Source organism: Pseudomonas sp. YeP6b (assembly GCF_025642995.1).
Classification (GTDB): Bacteria; Pseudomonadota; Gammaproteobacteria; order Pseudomonadales; family Pseudomonadaceae; genus Aquipseudomonas.
The window spans coordinates 4820762-4835194 of sequence record NZ_CP080090.1 but is presented as its reverse complement, the minus strand read 5'-3'; the positions used below and the strand labels follow the sequence as shown (position 1 = coordinate 4835194).

Here is a 14433-nt window from a genome sequence, read left to right as displayed (position 1 = left end):
TACATTCGCTGTTTTTTTTTGAGTCGATTTGAGCGGGCGCGGAGAATACTGGCTCCCAGGCCTTGGCTCAAGTGCGCTGTTACAGAGCGCGTGGGGCAAGAATGGGGCGCGGCTTGTGGCCAGCCCCAGGTGAAGGGTGTGCATGGTGTTGTTCTCTGTTCGTTATTATTTTTGTTTGGAGCAGGAACGCATCAGTGTGTAGGGGCGACGACGGGGCGTTCAGCACCGCCGAGGATGTTGAACAGTACATTCAGCGACAACGCGCTGAGCGTGGCCATGGCAATCCCACTGTGGGTAATCGGGCTCATCCATAAGGGCAACTGCGCGAAGAACTCCGGACGCACCACCGGGATCAGCCCCATGCCAATGCTCACCGCCACCAGCAACTGGTTACGGCGGTCGGCGATGTCGGCTTCCTGCAGGATCTTGATCCCGGTCGCCGCGACCATGCCGAACATGGCAATCGCTGCGCCGCCGAGTACCGCCGGCGGAATCGAGGCGACCAAATACGCCGCCTTGGGCAACAGGCTGAGCACAATCAAAAACGCTCCGGCCATGATCGTCACCGAGCGGCAACGCACGCCGGTCATCTGCACCAAGCCGATATTTTGTGCGAACGAGGAGTGGGTAAAGGTGTTGAAGACACCGGCAAAGAACGACGCGCCGGCATCACACAGCAAGCCACGGCGCAGCATCTTCGGCGTGACCTCCTGGCCGGTGATTTTGCCCAGGGCGAGGAACATGCCGGTGGACTCGACGAAGATGATCACGACCACCAGGCACATCGACAGGATCGGCGCCAATTCGAACTTAGGCATGCCGAAGTGCAGCGGTGTGACCACCTGCACCCATGGCGCCTGGGCCAGGCCGCTGAGGTCGACCATGCCGAGCATGCCGCACAAACCGTAGCCGAGCGCCATGCCGATCAGTACCGAGATGTTCACCCAGAAGCCGCGCATGAAGCGGTTGATCAGCAGGATAGTGCCCAGTACCAGCGCGGCAATCGCCAGGTAAACCGGCGAGCCGAACGAGGCGGCGGCGCTGCCACCACCGGCCCAGTTCACGGCCACCGGGAACAGCGACAGGCCGATGGCAGTGATCACTGTGCCGGTCACCAGCGGCGGGAAAAAACGCACGACCTTGGACATGAACGGTGCGATCAACAGGCCGAAGAACCCGGCGGCGATGGTCGCGCCGAAAATCCCCTGCAAGCCGATGCCGGGCATCCCGGCCATGGCCACCATGCTGCCGACGGCGGCAAAACTGGCGCCCATCATCACCGGCATGCGAATGCCCACCGGGCCGATGCCGAACGACTGCACCATAGTCGCGACGCCAGCCACCAGCAGGTCGGCGTTGATCAGAAAGGCGATTTCTTCACGGCTCAGGCCTGCGGCCTGGCCAATAATCAGGGGCACGGCGACGGCGCCGCCGTACATCAGCAGGACGTGTTGCAGGCCGACCAGAATCAATTGCAAGAGGGGCAGCCGCACCATGGCGGGCGCGGCAGGAGTCTGCGTTTCTAACGGGGACATGCAACACCTCGGATCTTTTTATTTTTGTGTTGTTTGGCATTCAATTGCCATTTGGAACGCGATCTTTCAAACACTGCATAACCCCTGTGGGAGCGGGCTTGCTCGCGAATGCGGTAGTTCAGTCACTGATTGATTGAATGACACACTGAAGTGCGCCCCAAAAGTTGGACAGCTAATGGTTAGGCTACCGCGGACCGGGTTCTGTAAGCCACAGGGCTCAGTCCGCCAAGCTTCGTTTTGATTCGCTTATGGTTGTAGTAATGGATGTACTTATCCAGCCCGGCCTGCAGCTGAGCAACGCTGTCGAAGCTTTCCCGATAGTAAAACTCCGACTTCAGGGTACCGAAAAAGCTTTCCATTGTGGCGTTGTCATAGCAGTTCCCTTTGCGAGACATGCTCTGTTCCAACCCAGCTTTTTCCAGTTTTTCCCGATACTTTGAGTGTCGATAGTGCCAGCCCTGATCCGAGTGCAGCATGGGTTTGGCGCCTTCGGGCAAGCGCTCAAGGGCCAGCTCCAGCATGTCGCCTACCAAGGCGTATTGGGGGCGGACGGCGGTCTTATAGGCCACAATCTCTCCGTTGTACAAGTCCAGTACTGGGGACAGATACAGCTTTTTGCCGGCCACTTTGAACTCGGTGACATCGGTCACCCATTTCTGATTTGGTTGCTCAGCTTCGAACTGACGAGCCAGGATATTGGGCGATACCTCTCCCATTGGCCCTTTATACGATTTGTATTTTTTCGGTCGCACTGTGCATTTCAGGCCTAACTCTCCCATCAGCCGTCGTACCGTTTTACCGTTGATCAACGGCGTTTGCTTACGTAGCGCTAAAGTCATCCGACGGTAACCAAGGCGGCCCTCATTCTCGTCTTGGATAGTCTGGATAGAGGCTTTGATCGAGATAAACCGGTCCGCAACGCCCATCGCCTTGAGTTGGTAGTAGTACGTACTTCGCGCAAGACCTACCAGCTTGAGCAAATCACTCAAGGGGAAAGCTTGTTTGAGCTCAGTGACTAATCGGGCTTTTTCTTCGCTTCTCTCTCTCGCCTCATCACCGCCTCGCCCAACTCTCCAAGCTTTTTTAGGTAGGCGTTCTCCATGCGCAAATACTGCAGTTCATCGAGTAATGCCTTGTGTGCAAGCTGTGCGTCGGTGAGTGGGGTGGTAGTTTTACGCGGTTTAGAAGGCGGCTTGGGCATAGCGGTAATCGATCCTTTTTTCCCTGACTCCAGGGCTTCAATACCGCCACTGTAATACTGCTGTTGCCATCTGCCCACCTGGCTTGAGTTACCCAGGTTGAAGAGCGCCGCTGCGCGGCGCAAGGATAAGGAGTCGCGCCACATGCGTTGCAGCACTGAAAACTTGAACAAGGGACTGTAGCGTTCGCCGGTTCTGCTTAGACAGGCTTCGCCATGTAATCGGTAAGCCTCCACCCAACGACGAAGCAAGGTGGGATCCATTTGGAATTGAGCGGCTATGCGGCGAAAGCCTCGGCCCTGCTCAAGGAAAGTGGTAATGGCGGAAAGCTTGAACTGCGTCGTGTATTTGCTCATGAAAAGCCCCAGGAGTTGGACGGGTGTCCAACTTCTGGGGCGCACTTCACACCGCTTTCGCGAGCAAGCCCGCTCCCACATGGGGTTCTGTGTGAATCAGTTAATTTGTGCGGGCTCCTTGGTTGATCCAAGTCCCTATCAAATCCCGTTCCTGCTGGGTCATCTGGGTGATGTTGCCCAGCGGCATGATCTGGCTGGCCACAGCCTGCGCCTGGATCCGTGGGGCCATTTGCTGGATCTGCTGCGGCGTATCAAACATCACGCCCGCCGGTGCCGTACTGAACAGCGGGCTGGTGGGCTTGGCCGAATGGCACACGGCGCAGCGTTCCTGGATGACCCCGTGCACCTTGTCGAAATCAATCGATGCCTGGGCAGGCGCAGGTGCCGCAGCAGGTGCTGCCGGGGCGGCTGGTTTCAGGCCGCCACCCAATGCGGTTTCCGGCAATGGTTGGTACTCGATGGCGGCAGGCGCCTTGGCCACATCTGGGGCAGTCGACACCGGTTTCGGGCCGGTCACGTACGCCAGGCAAATCATCGCCAACGCGCCAACCGGCAAGGTCCACGCATACTTCTGGCTGTTGTGCCGGGTGTTGAAGTAGTGCCGCACCAACACCGCCGCCACCGCGATCCCAGCCAGGATCAGCCAGTTGTATTGGCTGCCGTAGGTGCTCGGGAAGTGGTTGCTGATCATGATGAACAGCACCGGCAAGGTGAAGTAGTTGTTGTGGCGTGAACGCAGCAAGCCTTTGGCGGGCAGCGCCGGGTCCGGCGTGCGGTTCTCGGCGATGGCGGCCACCAGTGCGCGCTGGGCGGGCATGATGATGCGGAACACGTTACCGACCATGATGGTGCCGATCACTGCACCCACGTGCAGGTAAGCGCCACGGCCGCTGAACACTTTGCTGAAGCCGTACGCAGCGCCAATCAACAGCACGAACAGGATCAAACCGAGCAGGGCAGGGCGCTTGCCCAGGGCCGAATCGCACAGGAAGGAGTAGATGAACCAGCCGGCGAACAGCGAGCCGATGCCCAGCAAGACGCCTTCGGTGCCGCTGAGCGTGCTGCCGGGGGCGAGCAGGTACAGCGTCGGGTTGAGGTAGAACACCACGCACAGCAGCGCGACGCCCGACATCCAGGTGAAATAGGCCTCCCATTTGAACCAATGCAGGTTGTCCGGCATGGTCGGTGGGGCCAGTTTGTATTTTTCCAGGTGGTAGATACCGCCACCGTGGATCGCCCACAAGTCACCGGCCAGGCCGTCCTTGGGGTTGACGCGGTTGAGGTTGTTTTCCAGCCAGACGAAATAGAAGGAAGCGCCGATCCACGCGACGCCAGTGATCATGTGAACCCAGCGCACGCTAAGGTTCAGCCATTCCAACAGATGTGCTTCCACAGTCTTTACCTCTCGCCTGTCACCCTTGTTGTCGGGTGATCCGGCCTTCTCTTATTGGTGGGGGGCGAGGATCAACCGCTCATCCTCTTTGAAAAAATGCTCATCGCAGTTATTGCCGGTGCCACTGCGATCAACCACCAGGAAGTCATCCCGCTTTTCGATCGTCAGCACCGGGTGGTGCCAGACGCCGCGATGGTAATTAATGCCCTGCCTGCCGTTGGTGACGAAGGCGCGGACCAAGCCTGATACAGGTGCATCGCCAAGTGGCGCGACCACGATCAGAAAGGGGTTGCCGAGCAGCGGTATGAAAGCCTGGCTGCCCAGCGGGTGTCTCTCCAGCATGCACACGGTCAACGGCATGTCCTGCGCGTCGGCGCGGAAGATGCTGATGATCGCGTTGTCTTCAGGCTGTGCGGTTTCTACCGTTGCCAGCTTGTGAAAGCGCATGGTCGACCCGTTGTTGATCATGAAGTGATCGCTGCCATCGGTTTCGATAACGTCTCCGAAAGGCGCGAAGGCTTCTTTGGTCAGGGGTTCGATCATCAGTGTGCGCATGGCTGTCTTCTTAAGTTTTCGAATTTGATGTTGTCTGGTCTACCGCTATCGCGGGCAAGCCCGGCTCCCACATTTGACCGCGTACCCCTGTGGGAGCCGGGCTTGCCCGCGATTGGGCTCACCCTTATTTCGCTACCTTACCGAGAACCCGCAGGCGGCTCACACCACCGTCCGGGAATACGTTCAGGCGGATGTGGGTAATCGGCCCCAGTGCCTTGATCTGCTCGGCAAACGTGTGTTCGGCGTGCATTTCCAGTTTCTGTGCCGGCAGCAGTTCGCGCCAGAACAGCGATTGGGTTTCGATCTGGCTGTCGGTGCCGCCTTTAACGAACGCGCCCTGGATCGAGCAGGTGTCCGGGTAGTTACCCTTGAAGTGCAGGGTGTCGACGATGACTTTCTCGATCTCGCCTGGGTGCCCCAGTGCGACGATCACCCAGTCATTGCCTGGCGTGCGACGACGTGCGGTTTCCCAGCCGTCGCCCATGTTGATGCCACGGCCCGGGTTAAGGATGTTGCTCATGCGGCCAAAGTGTTCATCGGAGCAGGCCAGCGCGCGACCGCCGTTCAGGGCTGCTGCCAGGTCGACTTGTTCGTTGTCACCCACAGCCGACCAGTCACGGAACGGCACACCGTACACACGCAGACGGGCCACGCCGCCATCCGGGTAGATGTTGAAGCGCAGGTGGCTGAACGCCTGGGCATTGTTGATCTCGTGGTAGTGGTGGCTGTTGCCTTGCAGCTCAACGGCCGACAGCACTTCAACCCACTGGGTGTTGTCGTCAGGTTCGCCCGAGGCCAGGAAGCAGGCTTCCAGGGACGCCGACGGCGGGTAGTTGCCGGTGAAGAATGAAGTGTCGATGTCCACGCCTTTGATCGAACCGGGCACGCCCAGACGAATCACTGCGCTGTCGTAGCCTTCGAAGCGCTTGCGGCGCGACTCCCAGCCGTCCATCCACTTGCCGTTGTCATCGAAAACGCCCTCCTTCCACACAGCCGGGGTCGGCTGGAACAGGCGGTTGGCGTCAGCGAACCAGTCATCGGTCACCGAAATGATCTTGGTGCCCAGGCGGGCGTCGGCCAGGTTGACGAACTTCTCGAAAGGTACGGGTTGCGCTTTCATTCTTCTTGTCTGCCTTAGATTAAGTGGCTTGGGATGCTCGCCAGGCCCTGGGCGTCATGAGCGCTCGGGCCAGGTCTGCTAAAGGGTCAGTAATCGAAACAACGCGATTTTATTGATCTCGGCCAGCGCGCATTTGAACTCGGCGTCTGCCGAGTTGTGGATGCGCGTTTCGAACGCGGCGAGAATCTGATGCCGGTTGCTGCCTTTTACCGCCATGATGAAGGGAAACTTGAACTTGGCCTTGTAGGCGTCGTTCAGCTCAGTGAAGCGTGAGAACTCTTCACTCGTGCACTGGTGAATACCGGCGCCAGCTTGTTCATTGGTGCTGGCTTCGGTCAATTGGCCCTGGACGGCAGCTTTGCCAGCCAGGTCCGGGTGAGCGTTGATCAGCGCCAGCTGGCTGGCGTGATCGGCACTCAACAGGATATCGCTCATGCGCTGGTGCAGGGTTTCGATCTCATCGATCGAGCTGTCCTGGCCCAGGTCGAAGGCCTTTTCGGCCACCCATGGCGAATGTTCGTAGATGTCGGCAAAGGCGTTGACGAATGCGTCGCGGCTCAGGCTCGACGGTTTCAAGGTTTGGAACGCAGTCATTTCGCCGCTCCCGTGTACGGGTGGGTTTCGTGCCAGTGGCGGGCAATGTCGACGCGGCGGGTGAACCACACCTGTTCATGACCTTTGGCGTACTCGATAAAACGCTTCAGCGCGGCGAGGCGCGCCGGGCGGCCGATCAGGCGGCAATGCAGGCCGATCGAGAGCATCTTCGGTGCCTCGGCGCCTTCGGCATACAGCACGTCGAAGGCGTCCTTGAGGTATTCGAAAAAGTCATCGCCCTTGTTGAACCCCTGCACCTGGGTGAAGCGCATGTCGTTGGTGTCCAGGGTGTAGGGGATCACGAGGTGCGGCTTGCCGGTGGGGTTGTTGGGTTCCCAGTAGGGCAGGTCGTCGTCGTAGGTGTCGCAGTCGTAGAGAAAGCCGCCTTCCTCCATCACCAGCCGCCGCGTGTTGGGGCCGGTACGGCCGGTGTACCAGCCCAATGGGCGCTCGCCGGTCAGTTCGGTGAGGATGCGGATGGCTTCGAGCATGTGCTCGCGCTCCTGGGCCTCGTCCATGTACTGGTAGTCGATCCAGCGATAGCCGTGGCTGCAGATCTCATGGCCGGCGGCGACCATCGCGCGGATCACGTTCGGGTGGCGCTGGGCGGCCATGGCCACGGCGAAGATAGTCAGCGGAATGTCGAATTCTTTAAACAGCCTGAGGATGCGCCACACGCCGGCACGGCTGCCGTATTCGTACAGCGACTCCATGCTCATGTTGCGCTCGCCTTGCAGTGGCTGGGCCGAGACCATTTCCGATAGAAAGGCTTCGGACTCTTTGTCACCGTGCAAAATATTGCGCTCGCCGCCTTCTTCGTAGTTGAGTACGAAAGACAACGCGATGCGTGCCTTGCCCGGCCAGTGGGGGTGAGGAGGGTTACTGCCGTAACCGATCAGGTCGCGTGGGTAGTCAGCGCTCACTGCAGTCTTCCTTCTTGTTCGTGGTAGCAAGTGTGTGTGGCGGCCGGGCAGTGAAAAGACTGGGTGGCGTCACAGCGATGAGTGATTGTATACAACTTATCGGCAAGTTTGTAAGCCTGAATTTCTGCATTTTTTCGGTAGAGTACTGTGCATTTGGCTTAGCAAGAAACTTGCCCAACTGGTCAGCTAATGGACAAAAGGTCGTTTGAAAGCAAGGATTACCCGGTCATTGCCCTGCCGATTAACACAGTTGGGAGGATCGCTGAGTTTGTGATTTTTATTGTGTACAATTTTTTTAAAAAGTGTCTTAATCAGCCATCGCCGACTTTTTGATGCCCTGAAAAAGTGCGGTCTTCTTATTTACTGACTTCGGGAGGCGCGCAGACGCCATGGGACGCTTGACCACACACGTTTTGGACGCCGCACACGGCTGCCCCGGCAGCGCAATCACGGTTGAGCTGTACCGCGTCGAAGGCGCGCAGCTGGAGCTGGTTGCCAGCGCCATCACCAACAGCGACGGCCGTTGCGATGCGCCGCTGCTGCAAGGCGATGACTACCGCAGCGGCGTGTACCAACTGCAATTCAGCGCCGGCGACTACTACCGTGCGCGGGGGGTGCAGTTGCCTGCACCTGCGTTCCTCGACGTGGTGGTGCTGCGCTTCGGCATCAGTGCCGAACAGGATCACTACCATGTGCCGCTGCTGATTTCGCCTTACAGCTACTCCACCTATCGCGGTAGCTGAGCGTCACCTCGCTTCATACCCCCAAAGCTCTTCGTTGGTTTTTCGCCCGCCCACACTGCGGGCTTTTTTTTGGCGCGCGGTTGGGCCGCGCAGGGTTCTACTATGTAACGCACCCTTGTGAGGCGAGGTACTTAGGCTGGGCTTTTGCGCACGGAACAGTCCCCCATGAGTACAGACAGCAGCTCTTTTGCCCCACTGGCCAGTGACACTCGCTGGGCCGACACGCTGGATTTCGCTGACCCGCAAACCTCCCAGGTGCGGCGTGAGGAAGCGATCCGGGTGTTATTGACCCGCCGGCTCAACGCGGTCACGCACCCCAGCCATGAAATCAATCAACTGCACGCGTCGCAGGCCCGGGGCCGTGAATGCGCCAAGGACCTCAAAGGCTTGATCGGGCGTGCGCCCCGCGTGCAAGGGATCATTCGGGGCGCCTTGCGCGAGGCCTTTGCTCTAGACCCGGACACGGTGCTGTTCACTGAGCGGGCGTCGGGCTCGCCGCAGAAGGTCGACAGTTTGACCGAGCGCGCCTTGGCGTTGCTCGTCCAGCCGTATGTGCCGATCAATATCAACCAGTTCACCACCTTGAGTATCAAGGACGACCCGACTGGGCGCCTGCCGTTTACTGCGCTGCAAGCACTCGAACGGGTCAAGGGGCTGGCGCTGCTCGATCGGCTCGACAGTGCGGTGCGTGCGTATTGGCAGCAACTGGCGCACGGTTCCTGGCTGAGTCGGCGGGAGCGGTGGGTGCAATTGCGCCAGGCGTTGTTCGCCGAGAATGCGTGGCTGGCGCATCGTCTGTATCAACTCACGGACAGTGGCTTTGCCATGGTCCGGCAACTGATGGAAATACCTGGCACCGCCGCGCGCAAGCAGGCCGGGGGGCAATGGGCGACTCTGCTCGTGAGCAGGGTCGTGTGGCCTGGGACTAATCAGGCTCAGGTGCCGATTCCGGGGGCGTTGCATATTTACCGTGAGGGCGACGTGGAGGATACCTCCCATGTGATTTACCTGCCCGGCCTGGTGCGTGAGTTTTATGAGTTCAGTTCCTGGAACCAACTGCAGTGCGACCTGCCCACCTTGGTCAACGGCCCCTTGAGCAGCGTCTTGTGGCAATGCCTGCCGCTGCGCCGCTGGCATGAGCTGTGTAATACGGCAAGCGCCACGCCCATGGCGTTCAGCCTGCAACTGATTGGTACACACCAGGACGATGTGTTGCAGGCCAGCGCGACCGAGCTGCTGGACGCGCAGTGGGATAACGAACTGGCCTGCGCGTTATCGATTAATTTTGCCGCGGTGGGCATTCAGGCGGCGGACACCGCCTCCGCTCCGACTACAAAACGCTATCTCGCGTTCATCGAAAAAGGCCGCCGGCGCATCGTCGGTTTCGCAAGGCTGGGACGTACCCTGGACACCTTGCTTGCGTGGGATCACCGGCGACGCAGCAGGGAAATTGTAGGTGGCAGCCTGGCCCAGGGGCTTGCGATCAACACGTGGGCGCAGCAGCTCGGGCGTTACGAAAAAGGCCTTTTAGCCTTGCTGGATGCGACGGACGTGGCGAACGACAGCGTGGCCTACCAGGACTTTTTGAAGCTTGAACGCCAATGGCAGGAGCAGGTGGAGGCGGCAAGCAAGTGGGCGCAAGGCCCGCAAGAGCGCGTGTTTCAAAAAACCTTCTGGCTTGAGCAACTCGAAGGTTCGCGCAATCGTGCCTCGCTGGTGGGTGCCGCGCAACACCAGGCCTTACAGCACGAGGCTCATATGCAGCAACGCTTGAACCTGATCTCACCCGCGCACCTAGAGCGATTGAAGGCTGCGTTGAGTAAGTCCTGGGTGCCTGCAAAGAACGCCACCGACACCTGTGTGCTTCAGGTCACGGTAGGCGGCGAGGCTGCCACGGCGTTGCCGTTGCTGGGGGCTTTTGTGGTGACCGCCCACGAGGCTCAGGCTCATCCGGCACACCAGCACCCGGTGTTGTTTTACGTGATCGGCCGGTTGGGTGGGATCGTCGCGTTCGAGAGCCTGGACGCCTTCGCCGAGGGCCTGCGGGCCAGCCTGAACAGTCGGGATGGGTCGATACTGTGGCGCTGCATTGAGCGTCACCAACGTGAGAGCCTGCGTACGATAATCAGCCGGTTGCCCGCGGGTACGCCCTTGGGGGTCAGCTATGCGGCGATCGAACGTCACATTCTCAAGGACGTGTTCCTTAAACTGACGCAACATTACGCCGCGATGGACAAGCGTATTGATCAGGGCGTCAGACTGTTCAGCGAGGTCAGTGATCCGGTGTTGAGTCGCGCACTGCTCGCCCAGGAGCTGTTCGAGAGCCTGCAAGTGCCCGCCAATGACGCGCGAACACTGGCCCTGGCCAACATCAACCTGTTGCAAGAGGCGGCTCGTCAGGCGAAAAAACTGCCTTCGTGGCTTGGCATCGCCTCGACGAGTCAACGCAGGCAATACAAGCGCTTATCCCGCCGTTATCTGCTCAACGCCTGGGCGGTGGATAGCAAGCTCTGGCAGGACCTGCCTGAGCTCGATGCCTTCGCCCGCAAAGCCCTGATTGCACAATTGACCAAGGATGGTTTTTACCCGCAACTGGATATCGATAAACCCTTGTTCGACATGCCTGATGAGGTCAGTTCCCAGTACTGTGGCTATACGAGCGGGTGTGTGGTGGGGGACCGCAACATTAAAATGGTCGTCAGCCCGCAGCGTACGACCTTCAGCTTGCTGCAATTAGCGCTGCACAACCTCGACCCCAAGGCGCCCTGGACCCGCTGGCGCTTGAACCGTGCCCGCTGGCTGGACCCGGTCTGGAAAGAGCGGTTGAGCGTGCCCTATCTGATCAAAATGATCTCGTCGCTGAATGTGGGCGGCGAGTACGAGAATCAGATCTGGCGGGCTTTTTATCCGCCGGCGTCCATCCCGGCCCGGTCCTCTGGCCTGTCTGAAGCACTGGTGTATCGGGCCCTGAAACAACGCGCGCAGGTGCATCTGTACTCGGGGATTCGACAAGGCATGAGCGACAAGGCCCAGCGTCTGTTTACCTTCGCTATGGCTGCGCGGGCGGTAGGCGACCTGAAGGCCGATGGGTTTGACGCGCAACTGGCGGTTGTGCGACTGGTGGGCGTTACCCTGGAGCATGATCGCCACATCACCGGCGTGCTCTTGATACATGACAAAATCTCGGGTGTGTGCGTGCTGTATTGGCCCATGGCAGTGGCAAGCCGAATAATGGTCGGGTACAACACGTTCGCCGACGCCGTGGAAGCGTTGAATCGGCTGGGCGCATTACCTGAGAACCTGAAAATGTTGGCGCGCCAGGTGGCGCCTGGCTGGGAGTCCACGGCACTTGCCAGTTACCCAGGCGTTGGCCTCCAGGTAAATCCCAGGCAGCCCTACTCGGCCAGGCCCTATCTGACAGGCCTGCAACGCTTTGTTGCTGTAATCGTCGAATTTTTCACGGTCGAGCATAAAGAACCGGCGGTTGCCCTGGATACCATTGAGGCGCAAATCAAGGAGCAGATTGCGCTGCAGCCAGAGCTGTGGTTGGAGGCTGTGGTCACCTCCCACGGCCATGCACTGGCGCTGTTGGCCCATGCCCGGGTGCTCGAGCTGCAACGCCGCACTCGAGCCCGCTCCCGTTCCTCTGCGACGTTGGATGAGTACCGTGAGCAACGCTTCAGCGATCAGCATGAAGCGAGCATCCGGGGGTTACTGTCATTTGTGCCGGTATTGGGTGTTGGTATCAGCGTGTATGAAGTGCTGCTCGCGGCGCGGCGCTATCACTTCAGCGGCTCTGCCCATGACGCAGTGGATGTGGCGTTTTTGACGATGCTGACGTTTGTTGACGTGCTGATGACCTTTGCTCCTGGCCCCAAGAATGCGCGTGCTGCGCAGGTCGCCATCCCCCGCGTGCATCGCTATCAAAGCGTTGCCGTTGCGCTCGCCGGCCTGAAGGCGGCACCGGCCAAACCGACCCAGCTGCTTGCGTGCTTCAAGGCAAGCGGCGCATTGGAGGGGGCGATTGAGTTGAAAGGGCCGGGAGGCAAGGGCCGGTATGTGAAAAATGGCCAGCAGTATATTGTCGACGGTGACGACGCCTACCCGGTGTATCAACACAAGAACGAAGGCGGCCTGCGCCTGAAAAACCCCAAGGCCGAAGGGTCGGATGAGCTGATTCTACGGATTGAGCAGGCCCGGGAATGGGAGTTGGGGGCCGACTCGCCGGTGCCGGGGCCCAGCTCAGGTGTGTTACAGCCTTGGGCTCCGATCAGAGGCACAAGTGATTGGTCACCGCCATCGCGCGCGGGCATGGAAACGGCCTTGCGCGCATCACCGGCGGCCAGCGACGCCTCCTGGCAAGGCTGGGGCTTTCAGTGGGAGCAAGCGCTGACCGAGGTGGCGCCACCGCGCGGAATTTTCCAAGTGCCGGCAGTGGCGGGGTATCCGGCCTATGAAGTGTTGAAAATAGGGGCGAACTATTACCGGCTGTTGCCTCAGGGCACTAACGCGCTGTCCCCGAACCTTGTCTTTATCATGAGAAATCATGACCTCGGCTTCAGGGCCTATATGGATATGGACCGTTGGCTGGGCGTTGGCGCAGGCGAGCAGCCCATGCCGACGACCCTCGGTGCCAATGGGCGGTGGACGCCCCATTTGGCACTGTTTAATGAGCCCCTGGAGGCCACGGTGGGCAGGGCTTTTCCTGGTATGACCGCAGGCAGCAGGCGGTTTTTCGGCGAGCGGCTCATCGAATTGGCGGGCTCCGACCCGACGATGACGGCGACGCATTTACTCAATATCAGGGCCACGCTCGATCATTGGCTGGCGCCGGGGACCCAGGGGCGCATGGTCGATTTGCTGAAGTTGTTACAGCCCGTGGGCGAACCGGGTGGCCGTAGTTTCAATATAGGCTCTGAAGGATTGGCGCCGGGGGCGATGCGTCTGGATTTCACCCCGCCCAGCCGCCTCAACGCCGCGTTGCTCAGGCGCAGAGGCAACACTATCATTCGCTCGCAATCGGCAGAGGCAGCCGTCAGGCAGATTTTCGAGCGCCATGGTTTTACCGTCAACGGCATCGCAAGACGGCGTGGAGCGACAGCAGCATTGGATTTCTACTGCACTCACCCACACACCGACACCGTCTATTTTGTGCTGACCCAATGGGTTGATAGTAACAACGTCAACCTACGCTCCAGGGTGGCGCCAGAGCTTTCCGATCCATGGTTTCGAAACCGTATCAGCTCAAGCGTGCCATTCTCAGCGGAGTTTGCCGCCATCGAAATCGCCATGGACGAAAACCGCCTGGTCAGGCTGGTGGCGGGTATTCAATGGCCGGTACGTTTTGCCGAGCCGGCCACTGTGTATTTTGTCAAAGTCATGCCGGCAAGCTTTTGAGTAGCGCCGCCGTCGCCGCGCCGCCAAACAGCAGGGCACTGACACGGTTGAACCAGCTCTGGCCCGTGCCGCTGCGCAAATACCGCGCAGCACCGTGGGCGCCGAGGCCGTACGCCAGCTTGCACAGCAGGTCGAGCACGGTCCAAGTGGCGATCATGATCAGCAATTGCGGCAGGAAGGCTTGCTCAGCGCTGAGAAACTGCGGCAGGAAGGCGGCGAAAAACAGGATGTCTTTGGGGTTGCTGGCGCCCAGCACAAAGGCCCGGCCAAACAGTGTGCGAAAGCGCGGGGTGGCTGCCATGTGCGGCACGTCGGCGCGATGGGCCGGTTGCCGCGATTGCTGAAAGCTTTGCCACGCCAGATAAAACAGGTACAGCGCGCCGACGATTTTCAACGCACTGAACAGCTGTTCCGACGCCAGCAGCAGGGCGCCGAGGCCCAAGGCCGAGGCGCTCAGCAGGCAAATCGAGGCAAACACCCCGCCGAGAAACGCCGGGTACGAACGGCGCAGGCCGTAGTTGAGGCTGTTGCTGATCATCAGCAGCGACAGCGGGCCGGGGATCAGGATCACGATCAATGCAGCACCGCTGAACAGCAGCCAGGTTTCCAGGGTCATTT

General features: G+C 59.7%; 10 protein-coding genes. 2 read left to right on the top strand and 8 right to left on the bottom strand.

The window, feature by feature from the left end; translation table 11 throughout:
• Positions 1-191: 191 nt before the first annotated feature.
• The 7 genes from KZH41_RS21715 to puuE all read right to left on the bottom strand — a co-directional run bounded on the left by KZH41_RS21715 (position 192) and on the right by puuE (position 7675).
• Positions 192-1535, bottom strand: coding sequence for a nucleobase:cation symporter-2 family protein (locus KZH41_RS21715; protein ID WP_242151539.1), 1344 nt, complete (start codon positions 1533-1535; stop codon positions 192-194).
• Positions 1536-1714: 179 nt separating this feature from the next.
• Positions 1715-3090 (bottom strand): IS3 family transposase gene (locus tag KZH41_RS21710; RefSeq protein WP_412548774.1). Its coding sequence is split into 2 segments (ribosomal slippage): positions 1715-2608 and positions 2611-3090, totalling 1374 coding nucleotides; the frame shifts between segments, so codons are not numbered across the junction.
• 100 nt (positions 3091-3190) lie between these two features.
• On the bottom strand, positions 3191-4483 hold the full coding sequence (locus KZH41_RS21705; RefSeq protein WP_242151536.1) for a urate hydroxylase PuuD: 1293 nt from the start codon (positions 4481-4483) through the stop codon (positions 3191-3193).
• A 51-nt stretch (positions 4484-4534) separates the two neighbouring features.
• The gene (locus KZH41_RS21700; RefSeq protein WP_094951459.1) at positions 4535-5038 is read right to left on the bottom strand and encodes an ureidoglycolate lyase; all 504 of its coding nucleotides are present in this window, start codon (positions 5036-5038) and stop codon (positions 4535-4537) included.
• A 124-nt stretch (positions 5039-5162) separates the two neighbouring features.
• Positions 5163-6158: an allantoicase gene (gene alc / locus KZH41_RS21695; RefSeq protein WP_242151534.1), complete on the bottom strand. Its 996-nt coding sequence runs from the start codon at positions 6156-6158 to the stop codon at positions 5163-5165.
• Between the two features lie 78 nt (positions 6159-6236).
• Positions 6237-6752 (bottom strand): 2-oxo-4-hydroxy-4-carboxy-5-ureidoimidazoline decarboxylase, encoded by a 516-nt coding sequence (gene uraD, locus KZH41_RS21690; RefSeq protein WP_242151531.1) that lies wholly within the window; start codon positions 6750-6752, stop codon positions 6237-6239.
• The gene (puuE, locus tag KZH41_RS21685; RefSeq protein ID WP_094951456.1) at positions 6749-7675 is read right to left on the bottom strand and encodes an allantoinase PuuE; all 927 of its coding nucleotides are present in this window, start codon (positions 7673-7675) and stop codon (positions 6749-6751) included. The genes uraD and puuE overlap by 4 nt, the downstream gene beginning before the upstream one ends.
• 389 nt (positions 7676-8064) lie before the next feature.
• Here puuE and uraH point away from each other — a divergent pair, with 389 nt between their 5' ends.
• Positions 8065-8418 carry a hydroxyisourate hydrolase gene (uraH, locus tag KZH41_RS21680; protein ID WP_094951455.1) on the top strand — a complete coding sequence of 118 codons (354 nt, stop codon included), beginning with the start codon at positions 8065-8067 and terminating at the stop codon, positions 8416-8418.
• A gap of 165 nt (positions 8419-8583) precedes the next feature.
• Positions 8584-13815, top strand: a complete 5232-nt coding sequence (locus tag KZH41_RS21675; RefSeq protein ID WP_263273678.1) for a dermonecrotic toxin domain-containing protein — start codon at positions 8584-8586, stop codon at positions 13813-13815.
• Here the strand turns inward: KZH41_RS21675 and KZH41_RS21670 are convergent.
• Positions 13796-14431: a LysE family translocator gene (locus tag KZH41_RS21670; RefSeq protein ID WP_094951453.1), complete on the bottom strand. Its 636-nt coding sequence runs from the start codon at positions 14429-14431 to the stop codon at positions 13796-13798. The two genes, KZH41_RS21675 and KZH41_RS21670, sit on opposite strands and share 20 nt — an antisense overlap.
• Between the last annotated feature and the right edge of the window lie 2 nt (positions 14432-14433).

What these genes read in the sequence shown, in the direction of transcription:
- KZH41_RS21715 (WP_242151539.1), bottom strand. Translation starts at nt 1,535, where the DNA reads ATGTCCCCGTTAGAAACGCAGACTCCTGCCGCGCCCGCCATGGTGCGG.
- KZH41_RS21700 (WP_094951459.1), bottom strand. Translation starts at nt 5,038, where the DNA reads ATGCGCACACTGATGATCGAACCCCTGACCAAAGAAGCCTTCGCGCCT.
- alc (WP_242151534.1), bottom strand. Translation starts at nt 6,158, where the DNA reads ATGAAAGCGCAACCCGTACCTTTCGAGAAGTTCGTCAACCTGGCCGAC.
- uraD (WP_242151531.1), bottom strand. Translation starts at nt 6,752, where the DNA reads ATGACTGCGTTCCAAACCTTGAAACCGTCGAGCCTGAGCCGCGACGCA.
- uraH (WP_094951455.1), top strand. Translation starts at nt 8,065, where the DNA reads ATGGGACGCTTGACCACACACGTTTTGGACGCCGCACACGGCTGCCCC.
- KZH41_RS21675 (WP_263273678.1), top strand. Translation starts at nt 8,584, where the DNA reads ATGAGTACAGACAGCAGCTCTTTTGCCCCACTGGCCAGTGACACTCGC.
- KZH41_RS21670 (WP_094951453.1), bottom strand. Translation starts at nt 14,431, where the DNA reads ATGACCCTGGAAACCTGGCTGCTGTTCAGCGGTGCTGCATTGATCGTG.